18 protein-coding genes are annotated in these 15,862 nt (G+C 62.7%); 9 read left to right on the forward strand and 9 right to left on the reverse strand.

Annotation, left to right across the window (positions count from 1 at the left end; translation table 11 throughout):
- The first annotated feature begins 56 nt into the window (after positions 1-56).
- Positions 57-812: a GGDEF domain-containing protein gene (locus QFZ88_RS14320; protein WP_024923397.1), complete on the forward strand. Its 756-nt coding sequence runs from the start codon at positions 57-59 to the stop codon at positions 810-812.
- 41 nt (positions 813-853) lie between these two features.
- Here the strand turns inward: QFZ88_RS14320 and QFZ88_RS14325 are convergent, their stop codons facing one another.
- A complete protein-coding gene (locus QFZ88_RS14325; protein ID WP_162835305.1) occupies positions 854-1,015 on the reverse strand; it encodes a hypothetical protein in 162 nt (53 codons plus the stop codon).
- 128 nt (positions 1,016-1,143) lie between these two features.
- Here QFZ88_RS14325 and QFZ88_RS14330 point away from each other — a divergent pair, with 128 nt between their 5' ends.
- Positions 1,144-1,608 carry a MarR family winged helix-turn-helix transcriptional regulator gene (locus QFZ88_RS14330; protein ID WP_210270989.1) on the forward strand — a complete coding sequence of 155 codons (465 nt, stop codon included), beginning with the start codon at positions 1,144-1,146 and terminating at the stop codon, positions 1,606-1,608.
- A gap of 53 nt (positions 1,609-1,661) precedes the next feature.
- Here the strand turns inward: QFZ88_RS14330 and phhA are convergent, their stop codons facing one another.
- Positions 1,662-2,495 carry a phenylalanine 4-monooxygenase gene (gene phhA / locus QFZ88_RS14335; RefSeq protein ID WP_024923399.1) on the reverse strand — a complete coding sequence of 278 codons (834 nt, stop codon included), beginning with the start codon at positions 2,493-2,495 and terminating at the stop codon, positions 1,662-1,664.
- Between the two features lie 135 nt (positions 2,496-2,630).
- On the opposite strand from phhA, the gene QFZ88_RS14340 reads away from it, so the two are divergent.
- Complete coding sequence (locus tag QFZ88_RS14340) at positions 2,631-3,107, forward strand: Lrp/AsnC family transcriptional regulator (RefSeq protein ID WP_024923400.1); 477 nt, start codon at positions 2,631-2,633, stop codon at positions 3,105-3,107.
- A gap of 14 nt (positions 3,108-3,121) precedes the next feature.
- Here the strand turns inward: QFZ88_RS14340 and argB are convergent, their stop codons facing one another.
- Positions 3,122-4,015, reverse strand: a complete 894-nt coding sequence (gene argB, locus QFZ88_RS14345) for an acetylglutamate kinase (RefSeq protein WP_024923401.1) — start codon at positions 4,013-4,015, stop codon at positions 3,122-3,124.
- A gap of 152 nt (positions 4,016-4,167) precedes the next feature.
- On the opposite strand from argB, the gene QFZ88_RS14350 reads away from it, so the two are divergent.
- Positions 4,168-4,791, forward strand: coding sequence for a methyltransferase domain-containing protein (locus tag QFZ88_RS14350; protein ID WP_024923402.1), 624 nt, complete (start codon positions 4,168-4,170; stop codon positions 4,789-4,791).
- A 3-nt stretch (positions 4,792-4,794) separates the two neighbouring features.
- Here QFZ88_RS14350 and QFZ88_RS14355 read toward each other — a convergent pair whose 3' ends face one another.
- Entirely contained in the window at positions 4,795-6,291 is a 1,497-nt protein-coding gene (locus QFZ88_RS14355) for an amidase (RefSeq protein ID WP_024923403.1), read from the reverse strand.
- A gap of 118 nt (positions 6,292-6,409) precedes the next feature.
- Here QFZ88_RS14355 and QFZ88_RS14360 point away from each other — a divergent pair, with 118 nt between their 5' ends.
- The 4 genes from QFZ88_RS14360 to msrB all read left to right on the forward strand — a co-directional run bounded on the left by QFZ88_RS14360 (position 6,410) and on the right by msrB (position 9,002).
- On the forward strand, positions 6,410-6,949 hold the full coding sequence (locus QFZ88_RS14360; protein ID WP_024923404.1) for a sigma-70 family RNA polymerase sigma factor: 540 nt from the start codon (positions 6,410-6,412) through the stop codon (positions 6,947-6,949).
- Positions 6,946-7,665: an anti-sigma factor gene (locus QFZ88_RS14365; RefSeq protein WP_024923405.1), complete on the forward strand. Its 720-nt coding sequence runs from the start codon at positions 6,946-6,948 to the stop codon at positions 7,663-7,665. The genes QFZ88_RS14360 and QFZ88_RS14365 overlap by 4 nt, the downstream gene beginning before the upstream one ends.
- A gap of 111 nt (positions 7,666-7,776) precedes the next feature.
- Positions 7,777-8,334 (forward strand): fasciclin domain-containing protein, encoded by a 558-nt coding sequence (locus QFZ88_RS14370; RefSeq protein ID WP_065998127.1) that lies wholly within the window; start codon positions 7,777-7,779, stop codon positions 8,332-8,334.
- A 167-nt stretch (positions 8,335-8,501) separates the two neighbouring features.
- Positions 8,502-9,002 carry a peptide-methionine (R)-S-oxide reductase MsrB gene (gene msrB, locus QFZ88_RS14375; protein ID WP_024923407.1) on the forward strand — a complete coding sequence of 167 codons (501 nt, stop codon included), beginning with the start codon at positions 8,502-8,504 and terminating at the stop codon, positions 9,000-9,002.
- Positions 9,003-9,023: 21 nt separating this feature from the next.
- Here the strand turns inward: msrB and QFZ88_RS14380 are convergent, their stop codons facing one another.
- Positions 9,024-10,604: a DHA2 family efflux MFS transporter permease subunit gene (locus QFZ88_RS14380; protein ID WP_024923408.1), complete on the reverse strand. Its 1,581-nt coding sequence runs from the start codon at positions 10,602-10,604 to the stop codon at positions 9,024-9,026.
- Between the two features lie 14 nt (positions 10,605-10,618).
- Complete coding sequence (locus QFZ88_RS14385; protein ID WP_024923409.1) at positions 10,619-11,797, reverse strand: HlyD family secretion protein; 1,179 nt, start codon at positions 11,795-11,797, stop codon at positions 10,619-10,621.
- Between the two features lie 119 nt (positions 11,798-11,916).
- On the opposite strand from QFZ88_RS14385, the gene QFZ88_RS14390 reads away from it, so the two are divergent.
- Positions 11,917-12,633, forward strand: a complete 717-nt coding sequence (locus QFZ88_RS14390; protein ID WP_024923410.1) for a TetR/AcrR family transcriptional regulator — start codon at positions 11,917-11,919, stop codon at positions 12,631-12,633.
- Positions 12,634-12,637: 4 nt separating this feature from the next.
- Here QFZ88_RS14390 and yihA read toward each other — a convergent pair whose 3' ends face one another.
- The 3 genes from yihA to yidC all read right to left on the reverse strand — a co-directional run bounded on the left by yihA (position 12,638) and on the right by yidC (position 15,854).
- A complete protein-coding gene (gene yihA / locus QFZ88_RS14395) occupies positions 12,638-13,297 on the reverse strand; it encodes a ribosome biogenesis GTP-binding protein YihA/YsxC (protein WP_081766834.1) in 660 nt (219 codons plus the stop codon).
- Positions 13,294-13,932, reverse strand: a complete 639-nt coding sequence (locus QFZ88_RS14400; protein ID WP_024923412.1) for a CatB-related O-acetyltransferase — start codon at positions 13,930-13,932, stop codon at positions 13,294-13,296. The genes yihA and QFZ88_RS14400 overlap by 4 nt, the downstream gene beginning before the upstream one ends.
- Positions 13,933-14,045: 113 nt before the next feature.
- On the reverse strand, positions 14,046-15,854 hold the full coding sequence (gene yidC, locus QFZ88_RS14405) for a membrane protein insertase YidC (RefSeq protein ID WP_024923413.1): 1,809 nt from the start codon (positions 15,852-15,854) through the stop codon (positions 14,046-14,048).
- Between the last annotated feature and the right edge of the window lie 8 nt (positions 15,855-15,862).

Here is a 15,862-nt window from a genome sequence, read left to right on the forward strand (position 1 = left end):
AAGGAGACCTTCAAGTCTGGCGCGCCATAAGGCCGCCAGCCGGGGGAGAACAGTTGATGGCCAGCATTCTTATGCGTTCCGCATCTGTGGCCGGGGTCGCGGTTCTAACCTCTCTCCTGGTCGTTCTCGCCATCGGCCTCGTGCTCGGCGAGGCCGTCGATCTCAACGCCTGGATCATCGGCACGGTCTGTCCGCTGCTGATCGCTTGGCCGGCAAGCGCCTATGTGTTCGCCCAGGGGGATCGGCTGAAGAACGCGCATCGCGATCTCGCGCGCGCCCATGCCCAGCTGGCCGTTGCCCACCGGCGTCTGTCCGACAAGGCCAGCCGCGACGATATGACCGGCATGTTCAACCGCGAGAGTTTTTTCGCGGCGCTGGAAAGCGGCAAGCGCCAGGCCGGCGGCGCGCTGCTGATCATCGATGCCGATCATTTCAAGGCGATCAACGACAGCTACGGTCATCTGACCGGGGATGAAGCCCTTCTGCTCATCGCAAGCGCGATCAAGCGCGCCGTGCGAGGCGGCGATGTGCTTGGCCGCATTGGCGGAGAGGAATTCGCGGCTTTCCTGTTCGGCGCCGACGAGCGCGAAGCCACCCGCATCGCGGAACGGATCCGCACCGAGGTGGAGCTGATCCTGTTCCGCCCGGTCGAGCGCATCGTCCGATTGACCGTGTCGATCGGCGGCGCACTCTACCAGGAAGCGATGACGCTTTCGGAGTTGATGCGTAGCGCGGATTTGCGCCTCTACGAGGCGAAGCGCCGTGGCCGGAACCTGGTGATCGTCGAGGCCAGCGTTTCGCGCGCCGCCTGAACTACCGGCTTTCCGAAGGGGCGATCTGGCGACGCAGATCCTCAGAGGCCGAAGATTGCCAGCCTCAACAGCACTGCGGCGGCGGCGAGTGCGACGATCATCGCGCCCATTCCGATCGGCGATCCCCAGCCATACCATTCCATCGACCGTTCGGCGAAACGCATCTCGTCTTCGCGCGACAGCTGGTTGTGTGCATGAGCCATGGTGGTCTTCCTTTCCTTGTTGTCGGGGTTGTTGGGTTCACGCTTGCCCGCATTCCGATTTCCGCCTTATGATGCCTCATCGAAATGTTAGACAGATTGATATTTAGATTATCGAAGGAAACTCGTCAATGTCAAAAAGTGCTGAGCTGATCGCCGCCATCGGCGGCGCCGTCATGCGCTGGCAGGACGAGACGCAAAGCTACGACGAGGCGGTGCGCGAGAGACTGGGTATCAATGGTCCGGAAGGCCGGTGCCTCAGTCTGCTCCATCGCGGGCCGCAGTCGGCCGGCGCCATCGCGGTCGTCACCGGTTTGACGCCTGCGGCGGTAACGGCGCTGATCGACAGGCTAGAAGCGCGTGGCTATGTCACGCGTACCCGTAGCCTCGAAGACAGGCGCAAGGTGATGGTCGAGGCGACCGAGACAACACTCCGCCTCTCGCAGCGCTACTACGGCGAAATCGCGTACGAAGGCCAAAAACTGCTCGGCACCTTCAGCGATGCCGAGCTCGGTACGATCCTGGAATTCATGACGGCGGCGGCGGACCTGCAGCGCAATCAGCTGCAAAATCTGAAGGCGAGCGCGACCAGCTGAAGGTTCGTCAGCACGCGTTGCCGGGCTCTCTCTGGAGAACCCGGCTGGTGGCATCAGACCGTGGCTGGGTCCAGCGCGGTCTGGCCCTTGAAGCGGTTCACGATCGTGGCGAAGTCGGCGGTGGCGAAGGCATCGCGCAGACCGTCGAAGGACGGCAGCACGAAATAGGCGCGCTGGAATTTGTCGATCTCGTAGCTGGTCCGCATCACGGTTTCGAGATTGAACGGAACATGGTGCGCATCGGCGCTCTCGACCGCGAATTGCAGCTCGGTGAAGGACGACATCAGTCCCGCGCCGAATGCCTTCAGCGGTTTGCCTGGCTCTTGCATCAGTCCGTATTCGGCGGTGTACCAGTAGAGCCTGGTGATCATCTCGTCGCCGCCGAGCGCGATGATGTCCTCGGCCTTGCGCCCGTACATCTGCATGAAGTCGGCGAAAACCGGCTGCGTCAGGATCGGCACGTGGCCGAAGAAGTCGTGGAACATGTCCGGCTCGACGATGTAGTCGAGCTCCTTGTCGGTTCGCAGCCAGTTGGTCACCGGGAACCGACGGTTTGCAAGGTGGTCGAAGAACGGAGCGGCCGGGATGAGCCCGGGCACCGCGACGATCTCCCAGCCGGTCAGCTTGCGAAGTTTCTTGCTGATCTCGTCGAAGTCGGGGATGCGGTCAAGCAGGCCGAGCGTTGCGACGCCATCGAGATAGGAATGGTGCGCCAGCTTCTCGGTCAGTCTGGTCTGGCGGTCGCACAATTTGCGCCACACTGATTGTTCGGCTGCCGAGTAATTGTATTCCTGATGGACGGTGAAGTCCGAGCGGCAGATGGAATAGTCGCCACGCAAACCTTGCGCCGCGCATTCGCGGGCATAATCGGCAACGCTGACAGTCATGGGTCTCTCCTCCAGATAAGCATGGCTTCGTCCAGTGGATTCTAACTCCGACATACGAGCGGTTTCGATTTAATGGTGGGCTGAAAACGGATCTTTGAGTAGAATTCCCTCACAATGGCAATTGAAGGAGAGGAAATGCCTCAATTCGACGAGTTCGAAATCAAGATGCTCGACATATTGCAGCACGATGGGCGCAAGTCGGTGACCGAGTTGGCGCAGGAGATCGGCTTGTCGGCCACGCCCTGCGCCCGCCGTTTCGAGGGCTTGCAGCAGGCCGGCGTCATCACCGGCTTTTCAGCGGTGCTCAGCCGCCGTTCGCTGGGGCTGATGGTCGAGGTCTTCATGCAGGTCCGGCTGATCAGCCACAGCGACGGCTCGCCGGAAAAGTTCATCGCGGCGGTGGAACGCATGGATGAAGTGTCGTCCTGTTGGACGATGACGGGAGACTATGACTTCCTGCTGCATGTGATGGTGCCGTCGGTGGACGACCTCAACAACCTCGTCATGCACAAGCTGATGCGGTTTCCGGGTGTGCGCGACGTGCACACCCAGCTCGTCCTGCAGAACATCAAGGGACCGGGCCACCTGCCGCTCGGCCATCTGCGGGGATAGGTGTTGGTTTGCGCTTACGGCACGATCAACGTGCCGGCGCCATGCTCGGTGAACAGCTCGAGCAGAACCGAATGCGGTGTCTTGCCGTTGAGGATCACGACGCCCTCCACACCGCGCTCGATGGCCTCGATGCAGGTTTCCACCTTGGGGATCATGCCGCCCGACACCGTGCCGTCGGCGATCAAGGCCTTGGCTTCCGCTACCGTCAGCTCGTCGATCAGCTTCTTGTTCTTGTCGAGCACGCCGGGCACATCAGTGAGGAACAGCAGGCGCGAGGCCTTCAAGGCGCCGGCGATGGCGCCGGCGAAAGTGTCGGCGTTGATGTTGTAGGTATGGCCATCGCGGCCGGGCGCGACCGGCGCCAGAACCGGGATCATCTCCGAGCGTGCCAGGAGATCGAGCAGCCTGCGGTCTACCTCCACCGGCTCGCCGACGAAGCCGAGATCGAGCACCCGCTCGATATTGGAATCGGGGTCCTTGACGGTCTTGTGTGCCTTTTGGGCAAACACCATGTTGCCGTCCTTGCCGCACAGGCCGATCGCCCACTCGCCTTCGGCATTGATGAGGGCGACGATCTCTTTGTTGATCGAGCCGGCCAGCACCATCTCGACGATTTCGACCGTCTTTTCGTCGGTGACGCGCAGGCCGCCTTCGAAGCGCGATTCGATCCCCATCTTGGACAGCATCGCCGCAATCTGCGGACCGCCGCCATGCACCACGATCGGGTTGACGCCAGACTGCTTCAAAAGCGCGATGTCGCGGGCGAAGGCCTTGCCCAGTTCGATGTCGCCCATGGCGTGGCCGCCATACTTCACCACCACCGTCTTGTGCTCGTAACGCTGCATATAGGGCAGCGCCCGCGAGAGCAGCGCGGCCTGCATCTCGGCATTGGCGGGGATGTCCGTCATGGCAAATTTCCCGGCTGACTGGAAAAGACGGCGAGGTCTTAGCGGGAAACACCAGGAGGAGCAATCGATACGCGCCGACCCAACCTTGTTTTGACGCTTCGGTGACGTCATCTGTTCGTGAACAGCGGTGAAACAGTCAACAAGGTGTCATGATGGCGGAGTTCGACCCGGTAGCGCATTGGCAGGGCGTCTATTCCAGCAAGGCGACAACCGCGGTCAGCTGGTATCAGGAAACGCCGGCGCCTTCGCTGGACCTGTTGCACCTGGTCGGCGCCACACCTGACGCCGGCATCGTCGACATCGGCGGTGGGGCGTCGATCCTTACGGACAGCCTCCTCGCACTGGGCTACCGCGATCTTTCAGTGCTCGATATCTCGCTGGCCTCGCTCGCGGCAGCGCAGGCCCGCATTGGCGCGGCGGCTAGCGATGTCGACTGGATCGTTGCCGATGTTACGCAGTGGCGCCCGACGCGCTCCTACGACGTCTGGCACGATCGCGCGGCTTTTCATTTCCTCGTCGAGGAAAAGCAGCAGGCCGCCTATGCGGACCGGCTGCGTTTGGCGCTGCGTAAGGGTGGCCACGCGATCATTGGCACCTTCGCGCCGGATGGCCCGGAAAAGTGCAGCGGTCTGACCGTGCAGCGCTACGACGCGGCATCGCTCGGCGCGAAATTAGGGACCGGTTTTCAGCTCATCGACAGCCGTCGCTACGACCATGTCACGCCATGGGGCGCCGTGCAGCACTTTCACTTCGGAACATTCAGGCGCGACGGCTGACCCTCATTGCGGCACGCGCAACGGTGCGCGACGCTTGGTCCAGCCTGAAATCTTTTCCATCTGCGCCGCCAACGACAGCAATGTCCCCTCGTCGCCGGGGCGGCCGGCAGCCTGGATGCCGAGCGGCAGGCCACCTTCGGTGACATAAACCGGCAGTGCGATGGACGGCTGCCCGGTCACGTTCTGGATCGCCGGCCAGTGGGTGAACCACAGGCTCTTGTCCAGAAGCTGCGAAAAGAAGCCGGGATTTTTGAGCAGCCAGGTCAGGCGCAACTTGTCCAAGAGGTCCTCGATCAACGCGTCGACGCCTTTCGGGTTCATCGCCCCGCAAGCGAGTGGTGGGTGGGCGATGATCGGCATGAATACGGCATCGAAACCGGCGGTGGCCGAAATCAGCTGCCGCGAGGTGGCATGCAGACGTTCCAGGATCGCATAGGTCTCGCCGCCGGACATCAGTTCGCCGTACCGTCCGAGCACACGGGTGGCGCGCTCGACATCGGCGGCCACCGGTCGGCCGTGGCGTTTCGCTTCCATCCGCAATGTGCCGGCGACCGCCGAAGAGACGCATTTGGCGAAGCCGGCGACGAAATTCCTGTCGAGCATCGGCAGGTCGATGTCTTCGACGTCGTGGCCGCCTTCGCGGGCGATGGCGACGGCCGTGTCCAGCGCCCGCAGCGTTTCCGCCGAAATCGGCAGGCCGAGCGGCGATTGTCGGTAGACGGCAAGCTTGAGCTTGCCGGGATCGCGCGCCGCGGCGGCTGCGAATGGCCCGCGCGGCGAACGGGCCGCATAGGGCGCCAGCGTGTCCGGACCATGGGTGAGGTCGAGTAGCAGCGCGCTGTCACGCACCGAGCGGGTCACGGCATGGTCGACGACAAAACCGTACCAGCTTTCGGAGACCAGGGGCGACAGTGGTACCCGACCGCGCGAGGTCTTCAACCCGACCAGCCCGGTGCAGGCGGAAGGCACGCGGATCGAGCCGCCGCCGTCCGAGGCATGCGCCACCGGCACGACACCGCCCGACACCAGAGCCGAGGCGCCGCCGGACGAGCCGCCGGTCGTGTGGCCACTGTTCCACGGGCTGCGGGTGACGCCGAAGGCGGCCGATTCCGTCATGAGTCTTAAGCCGTATTCCGGCGTGGTGCTGGTGACGACCGGGTTGAGACCGGCCGCGAGATAGCGCTCGGTGAGCACCGAATTGAAATCGGGCACGAAGGCGGGGACCCTGCTGCCGCCATGCGTCGGCACACCTTTTTGGGCGATGCCGAGATCCTTGATGGCGAAAGGCACTCCTGCCAGCGGCAGCGTCCGGTCGACGGCCTTGGCTCTCAGGCGCGCCGCGTCGTAGAGCGGTTCGGCAATGGCGTTGAGCTCGGTGCGGGTTGCCTCGGCGCGGGCAATCGCGGCATCCGCCAATTCAAGCGGCGAGACGTCGCCTTTGTGGACCAGTTCCGCGACGCCTGTCGCGTCGTTCTCCCAAAGGATCCGTTCAACCGACATACCGCCCTCCCAGACTGATCTGAAAAGCTATCGGGCTACCAATGCCTTGGCAATCGAGGCTGGAATGGCGCGGTGGTGACGCTAGGCAAGGTGCGATCGCCGTCATAGTCTGGCAGCGATGACGCCAGAGGACATCGCCAAACTGATCGTCCGGACCTCGCTGAGGGATCGAACCGCGTTCGACCTGCTCTACCGGCAGACGAGCGCGAAACTTTTCGGCGTGTGTCTGCGTATTTTGACTGACCGGAGCGAGGCTGAGGAGGCGTTGCAGGAGGTGTTCGTCAAGATATGGACGAAGGCCGACCGTTTCGCCATTTCGGAACTCAGCCCGATCTCCTGGCTGGTTGCGGTGGCACGCAACCATGCGATCGATCGTATCAGGGCGCGTCGTCGGCCGGCGGCCGATATCGACGCAGCACTCGACGTGGCCGATCCGACGCCGGGGCCGGAGGCAATGGTAATCGCCGGCGGCGAGGCCGGCCGTATCCATCGTTGCCTCGACGAACTGGAACAGGACCGGGCGGCTGCTGTCCGCGGCGCCTACCTCAAGGGGGAGAGTTATGCCGAACTTGCGGAACGCCACGGCGTTCCGCTCAACACGATGCGCACCTGGCTGAGGCGCAGCTTGATCAGATTGCGGGAATGTCTGGAGAGATGACGGCAAGCGACCATACCGGACCCGAGCGCGACGATGACGCCATCGCCGCCGAATATGTGCTCGGCGTGCTTTCGTTGAACGAACGTGAGGCGGCGGCGCGCCGCGCCGACAGCGACCCGGCCTTTGCGCGGTTGATCGATGCCTGGGAGGCGCGCTTGTCGCCGCTGGCCGCGGACTACGCGGAGGCCGAGGTGCCGGCTTCGGTGAAGGTGGCGATCGACCGCCGGCTGTTCGAGACCGGAACAGCGCAAAAGTCCCAGAACAGGGCAGGCCTATGGTCGAACCTTGCCTTCTGGCGCGGTCTGGCTGCCGCAGCCGTGGTGGCGTTGGCGGTGGTCGTTGTCGCGCCATATGTCGGCGCACCCGTCACGACGCCGCAGGCCGGACTTGTCGCGTCGCTCGCCGCGGATGGCAGCAATATCAGGTATGTCGCTGTCTACGACAGCGCCCGCGACGAGGTGCGCCTGTCTCGCCTTGCCGGCGAAAAAGCCGAAGGCAAGGATTTCGAACTTTGGCTGATCGAGGGCAAGAACGCCCCCATATCGGTCGGTGTCATTCCCGCCGGCGCCACGGCGCGGCTGGTTCCTCCAGCGGCCGTGCGTGGGAAACTGGCGCTGGGCGCGGTGCTGGCCATCAGTCTCGAACCGGCCGGCGGCTCGCCGACCGGCCAGCCGACAGGCCCGGTCGTCGCGGCTGGCGATCTGAGAAACATCTGACCGCAGTTTGGAAGGTGCCGCGAAAAAAATCGTCGGCTGAAACTTCGCAAGCGCATGTCCCGTATCTCCTCACGTCCCAGAAACGGGAACGAAAATTGAGGAGACAGAGCAATGCGCAAGATCACCAAGCTTCTATTCGCCAGCACCGTTGCCATATCCGCCATGACCGGTATCGCTTACGCCAAGAACCCCATGGTCGGCGGCGCGCCGATGTATGCGGAGAAGAACATCATCGAGAATGCCGTGAATTCGAAGGACCACACGACCCTGGTTGCGGCCGTGAAAGCCGCCGGTCTGGTCGATACGCTGCAAGGCAAGGGACCGTTCACGGTCTTCGCGCCGACCAACGAAGCCTTCGCCGCATTGCCCAAGGGCACGGTCGAGACGCTGCTGAAACCCGAGAACAAGGACAAGCTCACCAAGATCCTGACCTGCCATGTGGTGGCAGCCAAGGCGATGTCGGCCGAAGTCGCCAAGATGGTCAAGGCGGACGGTGGCGCGCACAAGGTCAAGACCGTGGGCGGATGTGAGCTGACGTTGAAGGACAAGGGCGGCAAGGTCACGGTCACCGACGAGGGCGGCAATGTCGCGCATGTCACGATTGCTGACGTGAAGCAGTCGAATGGCGTCATTCACGTGATCGACAAGGTTCTCCTTCCCAAGATGTAACTACGCGCCGGTTTCCGGCGAATACACCTGAGAAAGGATGCAGCGGCCGTGCGTTGGTCCTCCCAGACTGACGCGCGGCCGCCTTGCATCGGCACTACGACATATCAAGCGCACGTGATTTCATCTCGAGTGCCGAACGGGGCACTATCCAGGAAAGGATGACGTTCATGGAACGGCGTGATTTTCTTCTCGGCACGGCCTGCGCGGCGGCACTCGGCGCCGGTGCCTGGGCGCTGGCGCGTCTTGGTGTCAGCCAGCCGGCAAGGGCCGAGACGTTCGAGGTCCAGAAGACCGATGCCGAGTGGAAAGCTGTACTGAACCCGGAGCAATACTCCGTGTTGCGCCAGGAGGGCACCGAATATCCAGGCACCAGCCCGTTGCTGGACGAACACCGCAAGGGGGTGTTCGCTTGTGCGGGCTGCGCGCTACCGCTTTACGCGTCCGACACCAAATTCGATTCCGGCACTGGCTGGCCGAGTTTCTGGGAAGCGATGCCCAATGCCATCGGCACGCGCGAGGACAAAACACTCGGCATGGTGCGGGTGGAATGCCATTGCCGCCGCTGCGGCGGCCATCTCGGCCATATCTTCGACGACGGTCCGCCGCCCACAGGCAAGCGCCATTGCATCAATGGGGTTGCCTTGACCTTCAAGCCGGCGACAGCCTGACGCGGCCACTTTTCGGGATGGTCAGTGGCCGCTGCCGCCGCCACCCGCTGCTGCTGGCGGGCGCTTGATGAACATGACGAAGACCGCAAGCGAAACGAACAGCACGGTCAGCATGTAGAACACGTCCATGAAGGACAGCAGCGCCGCTTGCTGATGCACCATGCCAGAAAGTTTGGAGAGCGCGGCGCTGTGCGCGTCGAGCCCATTCCGCGTCTGGAAGTTCAGCGTCATGTTGCGCAGCTTTTCCTGCGCGGCCTCGCTGCCCCACTGCACATGTTCCGACAGCCGCGCATAGTGGAAGGCGTTGCGGTCGATCAGCGTGGTGTTGATGATGGCGAGCCCGACGGCGCCGCCGAGATTGCGGGTCAGGTTGAACAGGCCGGAAGCGTTCTTGAGCCGCGACGGCGGCAAAGTGCCAAGCGCGATGTTGTTGATCGCCACCATGCACAGCATCATCGATGCGCCGCGCAGGATCTGGGGCACGAACAACTCCCAGAAATCCCAGTCGGCGGTGAGGTGGGTCATCTGCCAGGTGCCGGCGGCGAACCCGACGAAGCCGACCGCAATCATGACGCGTGGATCGATCTTGTTCGACAGGATGCCGGAGATCGGTGCCGTGAAGAACATGGCCAGGCCGGAGACGAACAGCGCTTCGCCGATCATCATGGAATCGTAGCCGCGGATACGGCCGAGATAGATCGGATAGAGATAGGTGAGCCCGTAGAGGCCGATGCCCATGACGAAGGAGAAGATAGAGCCGAAGGCGAAATTGATGTTGGTGAAGGCGCGCAGATCGACGATCGGCTCCTCCACCGTGAACACTCGCCAGAAAAACACGATCGCGCCGACCGTCATGATGATGGCGAAGATGAACACCGACTGTTCCTGCAGCCAGTCGTGGTTCGGTCCTTCCTCCAGCACATATTCGAGCGAGCCGAGGAAGGCGGCCATGCCGGCCAGTCCCCACCAGTCGAATTTCTTCAACAGGCTATGGTCGGGCTTGTCGAAGTCGATCAGCGTCCAGGCGGCCGTCGCAACCAGGATGCCGGGAACGACATTGATCAGGAACAGCCAATGCCAGGACATGGCGTGGCTGATATAGCCGCCAACGGTCGGGCCGATGGTCGGCGCCAGCGTGGCGACCAGGCCGATCATCGGCGAGACGATGGCGCGGCGCGACGGCGGGAAGATGGTGAAGGCGGCCGCGAAAACCGACGGGATCATCCCGCCGCCAATGAAGCCCTGGATCGCCCGATAGACGATCATCTGGTCGATATTGGTGGCGGTGGCTGCGAGCGCGCTGGCGGCGGTGAAACCAGCGGCTGAAACCGTGAACAGCACGCGCGTCGACAGCATGCGGCTCAGGAAACCCGACAGCGGGATCATGATGACCTCGGCGATCAGGTAAGAGGTCTGTACCCAGGGGATCTCGTCGGAACTCGCGGACAGGCCGGCCTGGATTTCCGCCAGCGATGCCGAGACGATCTGGATGTCCAGGATCGCCATGAACATGCCGAACACCATCGCCAGGAAGGCGATCATGCGCCGTGGATCGATGTGATCGACGGGCTTTGCCCCGGCGACTGCGTCGATGCTCGACATTTCGGCGCTCCCGCCTAGTTGGCCGCCGCGTTAGGCGCGGTGCGGCTGTCGACGTCGACGATGACGCTCAGGCCCGCACGCAGCTTGCCTGTAGCCAGCGCCTCGGAGGAGACGTCGATACGCACCGGGACGCGCTGTACCACCTTGGTGAAGTTGCCGGTGGCGTTTTCCGGGGGCAGCAGCGAGTAGACCGCGCCGGAGGCGGGCGCCAGCGAGGAAACGGTACCTTCGAGGGTCTCGTTGTGTATCGCGTCGACCGCAATACGCACCTTCTCCCCCGGAACCAGCCGCGCCAGCTGGGTTTCCTTGAAGTTGGCGACGACATAGAGCTTGTTCATCGGAACGATGACGGCAAGCTTCTGGCCGGGGCTGACGAGATCGCCCTGTTCCACCGAACGGTTGCCGACGACGCCGTCATAAGGCGCGCGCATCACGGTGAAGCCGAGGTCGCGTTCGGCCTTGTCCTTGGTCAGGTGTAGCGATGCCTGCGTACTGGCGGATTCCGCGCGCTGGGCTTCCAGTACGCCGATATTGGCCTGTGCTGCGGTGATCTGCGCCACCGCAGCGGCAAGCGCCGCGTTTGCCTGGTCGACCGCGGTCTGCGCGTCATCGAGCTGTGCCTGGGTGGCGACATGCGTCTTCAGAAGCTGCGCCGTGCGATCCTGGGTGCGCTGCGCATTTGTTGCCGTGGCCTGCGCCGAGGCTTTTTGCGCTTCGGCCTGCTGCAGGGCGGCGCGCGACGCGATGATCTGGGTGTCGATGCGCGCCAGCGTCTTGTCCAGCGTGGCGATCTGTGCCGCGGCCTGGTCGACCGCGATGCGATAGTCGCCGCCGTCGACGACGAACAGCGGATCGCCCGCCTTCACATGCTGGTTTTCAACGACCTTGACCGCGTCGATGTAGCCGGAGACCTTCGGCGAGATGAACGCCATGTCGGCCTGCACATAGGCGTCGTCGGTCGAGATCATGAAACGGCCTTCGGTCCAGTAGTCATAGCCGTACCAGGCGCCGCCGGCGAGCAGCGCCATTCCGATGATAGGCAAAAGCAGCGACCGTGCCGAACGCTTCTTCCTCGCGGGTGCTTCGACGGGTGTTTCCACCGGTGCGCTCGGCGCTTCCTTTGTCGGCGGAACCGCCTTGGCATTGGGAAACGGATGCACTTCCGCAGTGTTCGATTCGGTTGGCGACGTCATCGTACTGAACCTTGTATTGAACTGAACCGTTCGGTTCGATGTTGACATAGCCCAGCTTTGGAGGCATATCAAGAGGCAATCGAACCGACCGGTTCGAAATATTGACGAGACAGGGAATGATGACCGAGGCACTGATCGACGCCGAGGAAACAACGAGCGAGGCGCAGGAAAACCTGTTCCGCGGCCGGCCGGCCGCCGGGCAGGACCCGGCCAAGCGCGAACAGATCATGGAGGGTGCCCGGCACGTCTTCATGGACAAGGGTTTCGACGCCGCCTCGATGAATGACATCACCCGCGAGGCAGGCGTGTCCAAGGGCACGATCTACGTCTATTTCGCCAACAAGGAAGAGTTGTTCGAAGCGCTGGTCGAGGAAGAGCGCTGCAAGATCTTCCAGAACCTCTACGAAACACTCGATCATCACGACGACCTCAGGACGACGCTCGAACGCTTCGGCATGGCGATCTCGTTCAAGATCACTTCCGATAAGGTGGTGATGGCGCAGCGCACGGTCATCGGCGCCGCCGAACGCATCCCTGAGCTTGGCGCCCGCTTTTACGAGAACGGTCCCCTGCACGGCCACGCCAAGGTCAAGGCCTTTCTTGAAGGTGCCGTCGCCAGAGGCCTGCTCGACATCCCCGATCCCGATCTGGCGTCCTACCAGCTTTCTGAGCTTTGCCTTGCCGGTCTGCTGAGGCAGCGCCTTTTCGGCTATCGCCGCCAGTCACCCGCGCAAGCCGAGATCGAGCAGGTGGTGAAGTCGGGCGTCAACGTGTTCCTGAAGGCCTATGGCACTGAACTGTTCGCGATGCAGGAGCAAGCCAAGGCAGGCGGCTGATCCGTCAGCCGCCATTGGCGACGCGGATGATCGCTTCGCGCAGGTCGTCCAGTCCGGCCGCTTTTTCCGACGAAGTGGCCAGCACGCCCGGAAACGCCGCCGGCCGTTTCTTGATCTTCAGCAAGGTCTCCTCGATCAGGCGCGGCACGCCGGCCACCTTGATCTTGTCCGTCTTGGTCAGCACGATCTGGTAGGAGACCGCCGCCTTGTCGAGCAGGGTCAGAACCTCTTCGTCGTTCTTCTTGACGCCGTGCCGTGCATCGATCAGCACGTAGACGCGCTTCAGCGTCACCCGGCCCTTGAGATAATCGAACACCAGCTTCGTCCACTGGTCGACCTGTTCCTTCGGCGCCTGCGCATAGCCGTAGCCGGGCATGTCGACCAGCGCCAGCGGCGGCAGGTCCGTGCCCTCTCCCGAAAACCCGTCGGGCACGAAATAGTTGAGCTCCTGCGTGCGGCCCGGCGTGTTGGATGTCCGCGCCAGGCCTTTCTGTCCGACCAGCGCATTGATCAGCGACGATTTGCCGACATTGGAGCGGCCGGCGAAGGCGATCTCCGGCGGCCCTTCGGGCGGCAGGAACTTCATGGCCGGCACACCGCGGATGAATATCCACGGCCGGGTAAAGGCGTCGTCGCCGACCACGGTGATCGCTGCTTCCGTCACGCTGCGGCCTCGAGCCGGTTGATGTCGGCACCGCGGATGGCATCGAGATTGCGGCCGATCTTGTCGGCTGGCCAGTTCCACCAGGAGATCTTGAGCAGCCGCGCGATGGTGTCGTCGTCGAAGCGCATCTTCACCACCTTGGCGCTGTTGCCGGCAACGATCGCATAGGCGGGTACGTCCCGCGTCACCACCGACTTGGCCGCAATGATGGCGCCGTCGCCGATCTTCACGCCGGGCATGATGGCGGTGTTCATGCCGATCCACACATCGTTGCCGATCACAGTGTCGCCGCGCAGTTCCGCCTTCCAGGTGGAGACGTCGAAACCCTTCTCCCAGCCATTGCCGAAGATGTTGAACGGATAAGTCGAGAAGCCGGACATGACGTGATTGGCGCCGTTCATGATGAACCGCGCGCCCTCGGTGATGGCGCAGAAGCGGCCGATGATCAGCTTGTCGCCAATGAACGGGTAGTGATGCAGCACGCAGGTCTCGACGAATTTTTCCGGCCCGCCGGGATCGTCATAATAGGTGTAGTCGCCAATCTCGATATTCGGCGCGTTGACGATCGGCTTCAGGAAGCCGACCCGGTTGTGATGCAGCGTCGGATGCTTGGTATTTGGGTTGGGCCCGGTCATCGTTGACTCCGTCGGGATTGCGGCGGGGAATGCAAGGATAGCCCAATCTTTCGCCGAATGGCAAAAGGCCCCGGACGAACCGGGGCCTTTTCCAAAGGATGGTTGAGACGCCGTTATTCGGCGGGTGTCGGTTTCTTGCGGAACAGATTCACCAGATTGTCCCAAAGTTCGATCTTGGCGCCCTGCCGCTTCATGATCACGCCCTGCTGCAGGATCGACAGCGAATTGTTCCAGGCCCAGTAGATCACGAGACCGGCCGGGAAGCCCGCCATCATGAAGGTGAAGATCACCGGCATCCAGTTGAAGATGGCTGCCTGGGTCGGATCCGGCGGCGCCGGGTTCATCCGCATCTGCAGGAACATGGTCACGCCCATCAGCAGCGGCCACACGCCGATATGCAGCATGGCGGGCGTCGCGAAAGGCATCAGGCCGAACAGGTTGAGAAGCGAAGTCGGATCCGGCGCAGCCAGATCCTGGATCCAGCCGAAGAACGGCGCATGCCGCATCTCGATGGTGATGTAGAGCACCTTGTAGAGCGCGAAGAACACCGGGATCTGGATCAGCACCGGCCAGCAGCCGGCGATCGGGTTGATCTTCTCGGTCTTGTACAGCTCCATCATCGCCTGTTGCTGCTTCATCTTGTCGTCCGCGAATTTCTCGCGGATTTCCAGCATCTTGGGCTGCACGACCTTCATCTTCGCCATCGACTTGTAGGACTTGTTGGCGAGCGGGAAGAAGAAGGCCTTTACGATGATGGTGGTGGCCAGGATCGCCAGGCCGAAATTGCCGAAGAACTTGTAGAGCGTGTCGATCAGCCAGAACATCGGCTTGGTGATGAAGTGGAACCAGCCCCAGTCGATCAGCAAATCGAAGCGACGGATGTCGCGGTCCTTCTCGTAGGCGTTGATCGTGCCCACTTCCTTGGCACCGGCGAAAATCAGCGATTCCACGGTGGTCGACTGGCCGGGAGCAACGGTTATCGGATCGGACAGATAGTCGGTTTGATAGCGATGCCGGCCGCCATCTTCCAGGAAGGCGAAGCGCGGCTGGAACGGCTGCTTCTCGCTGGGCACCAGCGTTACCGCCCAATATTTGTCGGTGATGCCGAGCCAGCCATCGGTCGACTTGCTGGGCGTATACTGCTTGTCCTTCTCGATGGACGCGTATTTGTGCTCCTGCAGGCCCTCCGTGCCGGTCACGCCGATCAGCCCCTCATGCAACACGTAGACCGAGGCGGTGGTCGGCTTGTCGTAGCGGGTGACGCGGCCGTAATTCGACAGGGTGATCGGAGCCGAGCCGGTGTTCTGCACGCTGTCGGACAGCGTGAACATGTAATTGCCGTCGACCGAGACGGTGCGCTTGAAGGTCAGCCCCTTGTCGTTGGTATAGGTGAGCGTGACGGGGGTGGTCGGCGTCAGGGTCGCATTGCCATCGACCTTCCACTGCGTGTCGTAGCTCGGAACGGTACCGGTCTGAGCGTTGCCGACGAAACCCACCTCGGCGAAATAGCCAGTGGGCAGCGCCGACGGGTTGAGCAGTTCGATCTCGGGGGAATTCTTGTCGACGGTCAGGCGATAGTGCTTGAGCTTGAGGTCGTCCAGCCGTCCGCCGGTCAGGTTGATCGAGCCCTCGAGGCTCGGCGTGTCGATCTTCACGCGTTGGCTGGCGGCGAGCGCCTGGTCGCGCCCGGCGGGCGTCGTCGCATCGGCGCCAGACGCGTTAGGCACGGCACCTGGCTGTTGCGCCTGGGTGCTCGGCGTGGCGGTGCCGGCGGCGGGCTTGTTCTCGCTTTGGCGCTGCGCTTCGATGCGGGCGGTCTCGCGCTGCTGTTCGACGCGGGGGTTCATGTAGAACACCTGCCACAGCGTCAGTATCAACACCGAAGCCGCGATGGTGATGAAGAAGTTGCGGTTGTTTTCCATCGAGAGCC

The organism is Mesorhizobium sp. YL-MeA3-2017 (assembly GCF_030814575.1).
Classification (GTDB): Bacteria; Pseudomonadota; Alphaproteobacteria; order Rhizobiales; family Rhizobiaceae; genus Mesorhizobium; species Mesorhizobium terrae.

Coding starts and splice junctions, on each gene's coding strand:
- yidC (WP_024923413.1), bottom strand. CDS start 15,854: ATGGAAAACAACCGCAACTTCTTCATCACCATCGCGGCTTCGGTGTTG.
- msrB (WP_024923407.1), top strand. CDS start 8,502: ATGGAACGGCGTGATTTTCTTCTCGGCACGGCCTGCGCGGCGGCACTC.
- phhA (WP_024923399.1), bottom strand. CDS start 2,495: ATGACTGTCAGCGTTGCCGATTATGCCCGCGAATGCGCGGCGCAAGGT.
- QFZ88_RS14320 (WP_024923397.1), top strand. CDS start 57: ATGGCCAGCATTCTTATGCGTTCCGCATCTGTGGCCGGGGTCGCGGTT.
- QFZ88_RS14385 (WP_024923409.1), bottom strand. CDS start 11,797: ATGACGTCGCCAACCGAATCGAACACTGCGGAAGTGCATCCGTTTCCC.
- QFZ88_RS14370 (WP_065998127.1), top strand. CDS start 7,777: ATGCGCAAGATCACCAAGCTTCTATTCGCCAGCACCGTTGCCATATCC.
- QFZ88_RS14365 (WP_024923405.1), top strand. CDS start 6,946: ATGACGGCAAGCGACCATACCGGACCCGAGCGCGACGATGACGCCATC.
- argB (WP_024923401.1), bottom strand. CDS start 4,015: ATGACGGACATCCCCGCCAATGCCGAGATGCAGGCCGCGCTGCTCTCG.
- QFZ88_RS14340 (WP_024923400.1), top strand. CDS start 2,631: ATGCCTCAATTCGACGAGTTCGAAATCAAGATGCTCGACATATTGCAG.
- QFZ88_RS14355 (WP_024923403.1), bottom strand. CDS start 6,291: ATGTCGGTTGAACGGATCCTTTGGGAGAACGACGCGACAGGCGTCGCG.
- QFZ88_RS14390 (WP_024923410.1), top strand. CDS start 11,917: ATGACCGAGGCACTGATCGACGCCGAGGAAACAACGAGCGAGGCGCAG.
- QFZ88_RS14400 (WP_024923412.1), bottom strand. CDS start 13,932: ATGACCGGGCCCAACCCAAATACCAAGCATCCGACGCTGCATCACAAC.
- QFZ88_RS14380 (WP_024923408.1), bottom strand. CDS start 10,604: ATGTCGAGCATCGACGCAGTCGCCGGGGCAAAGCCCGTCGATCACATC.
- QFZ88_RS14360 (WP_024923404.1), top strand. CDS start 6,410: ATGACGCCAGAGGACATCGCCAAACTGATCGTCCGGACCTCGCTGAGG.
- QFZ88_RS14330 (WP_210270989.1), top strand. CDS start 1,144: ATGTCAAAAAGTGCTGAGCTGATCGCCGCCATCGGCGGCGCCGTCATG.
- QFZ88_RS14325 (WP_162835305.1), bottom strand. CDS start 1,015: ATGGCTCATGCACACAACCAGCTGTCGCGCGAAGACGAGATGCGTTTC.
- QFZ88_RS14350 (WP_024923402.1), top strand. CDS start 4,168: ATGGCGGAGTTCGACCCGGTAGCGCATTGGCAGGGCGTCTATTCCAGC.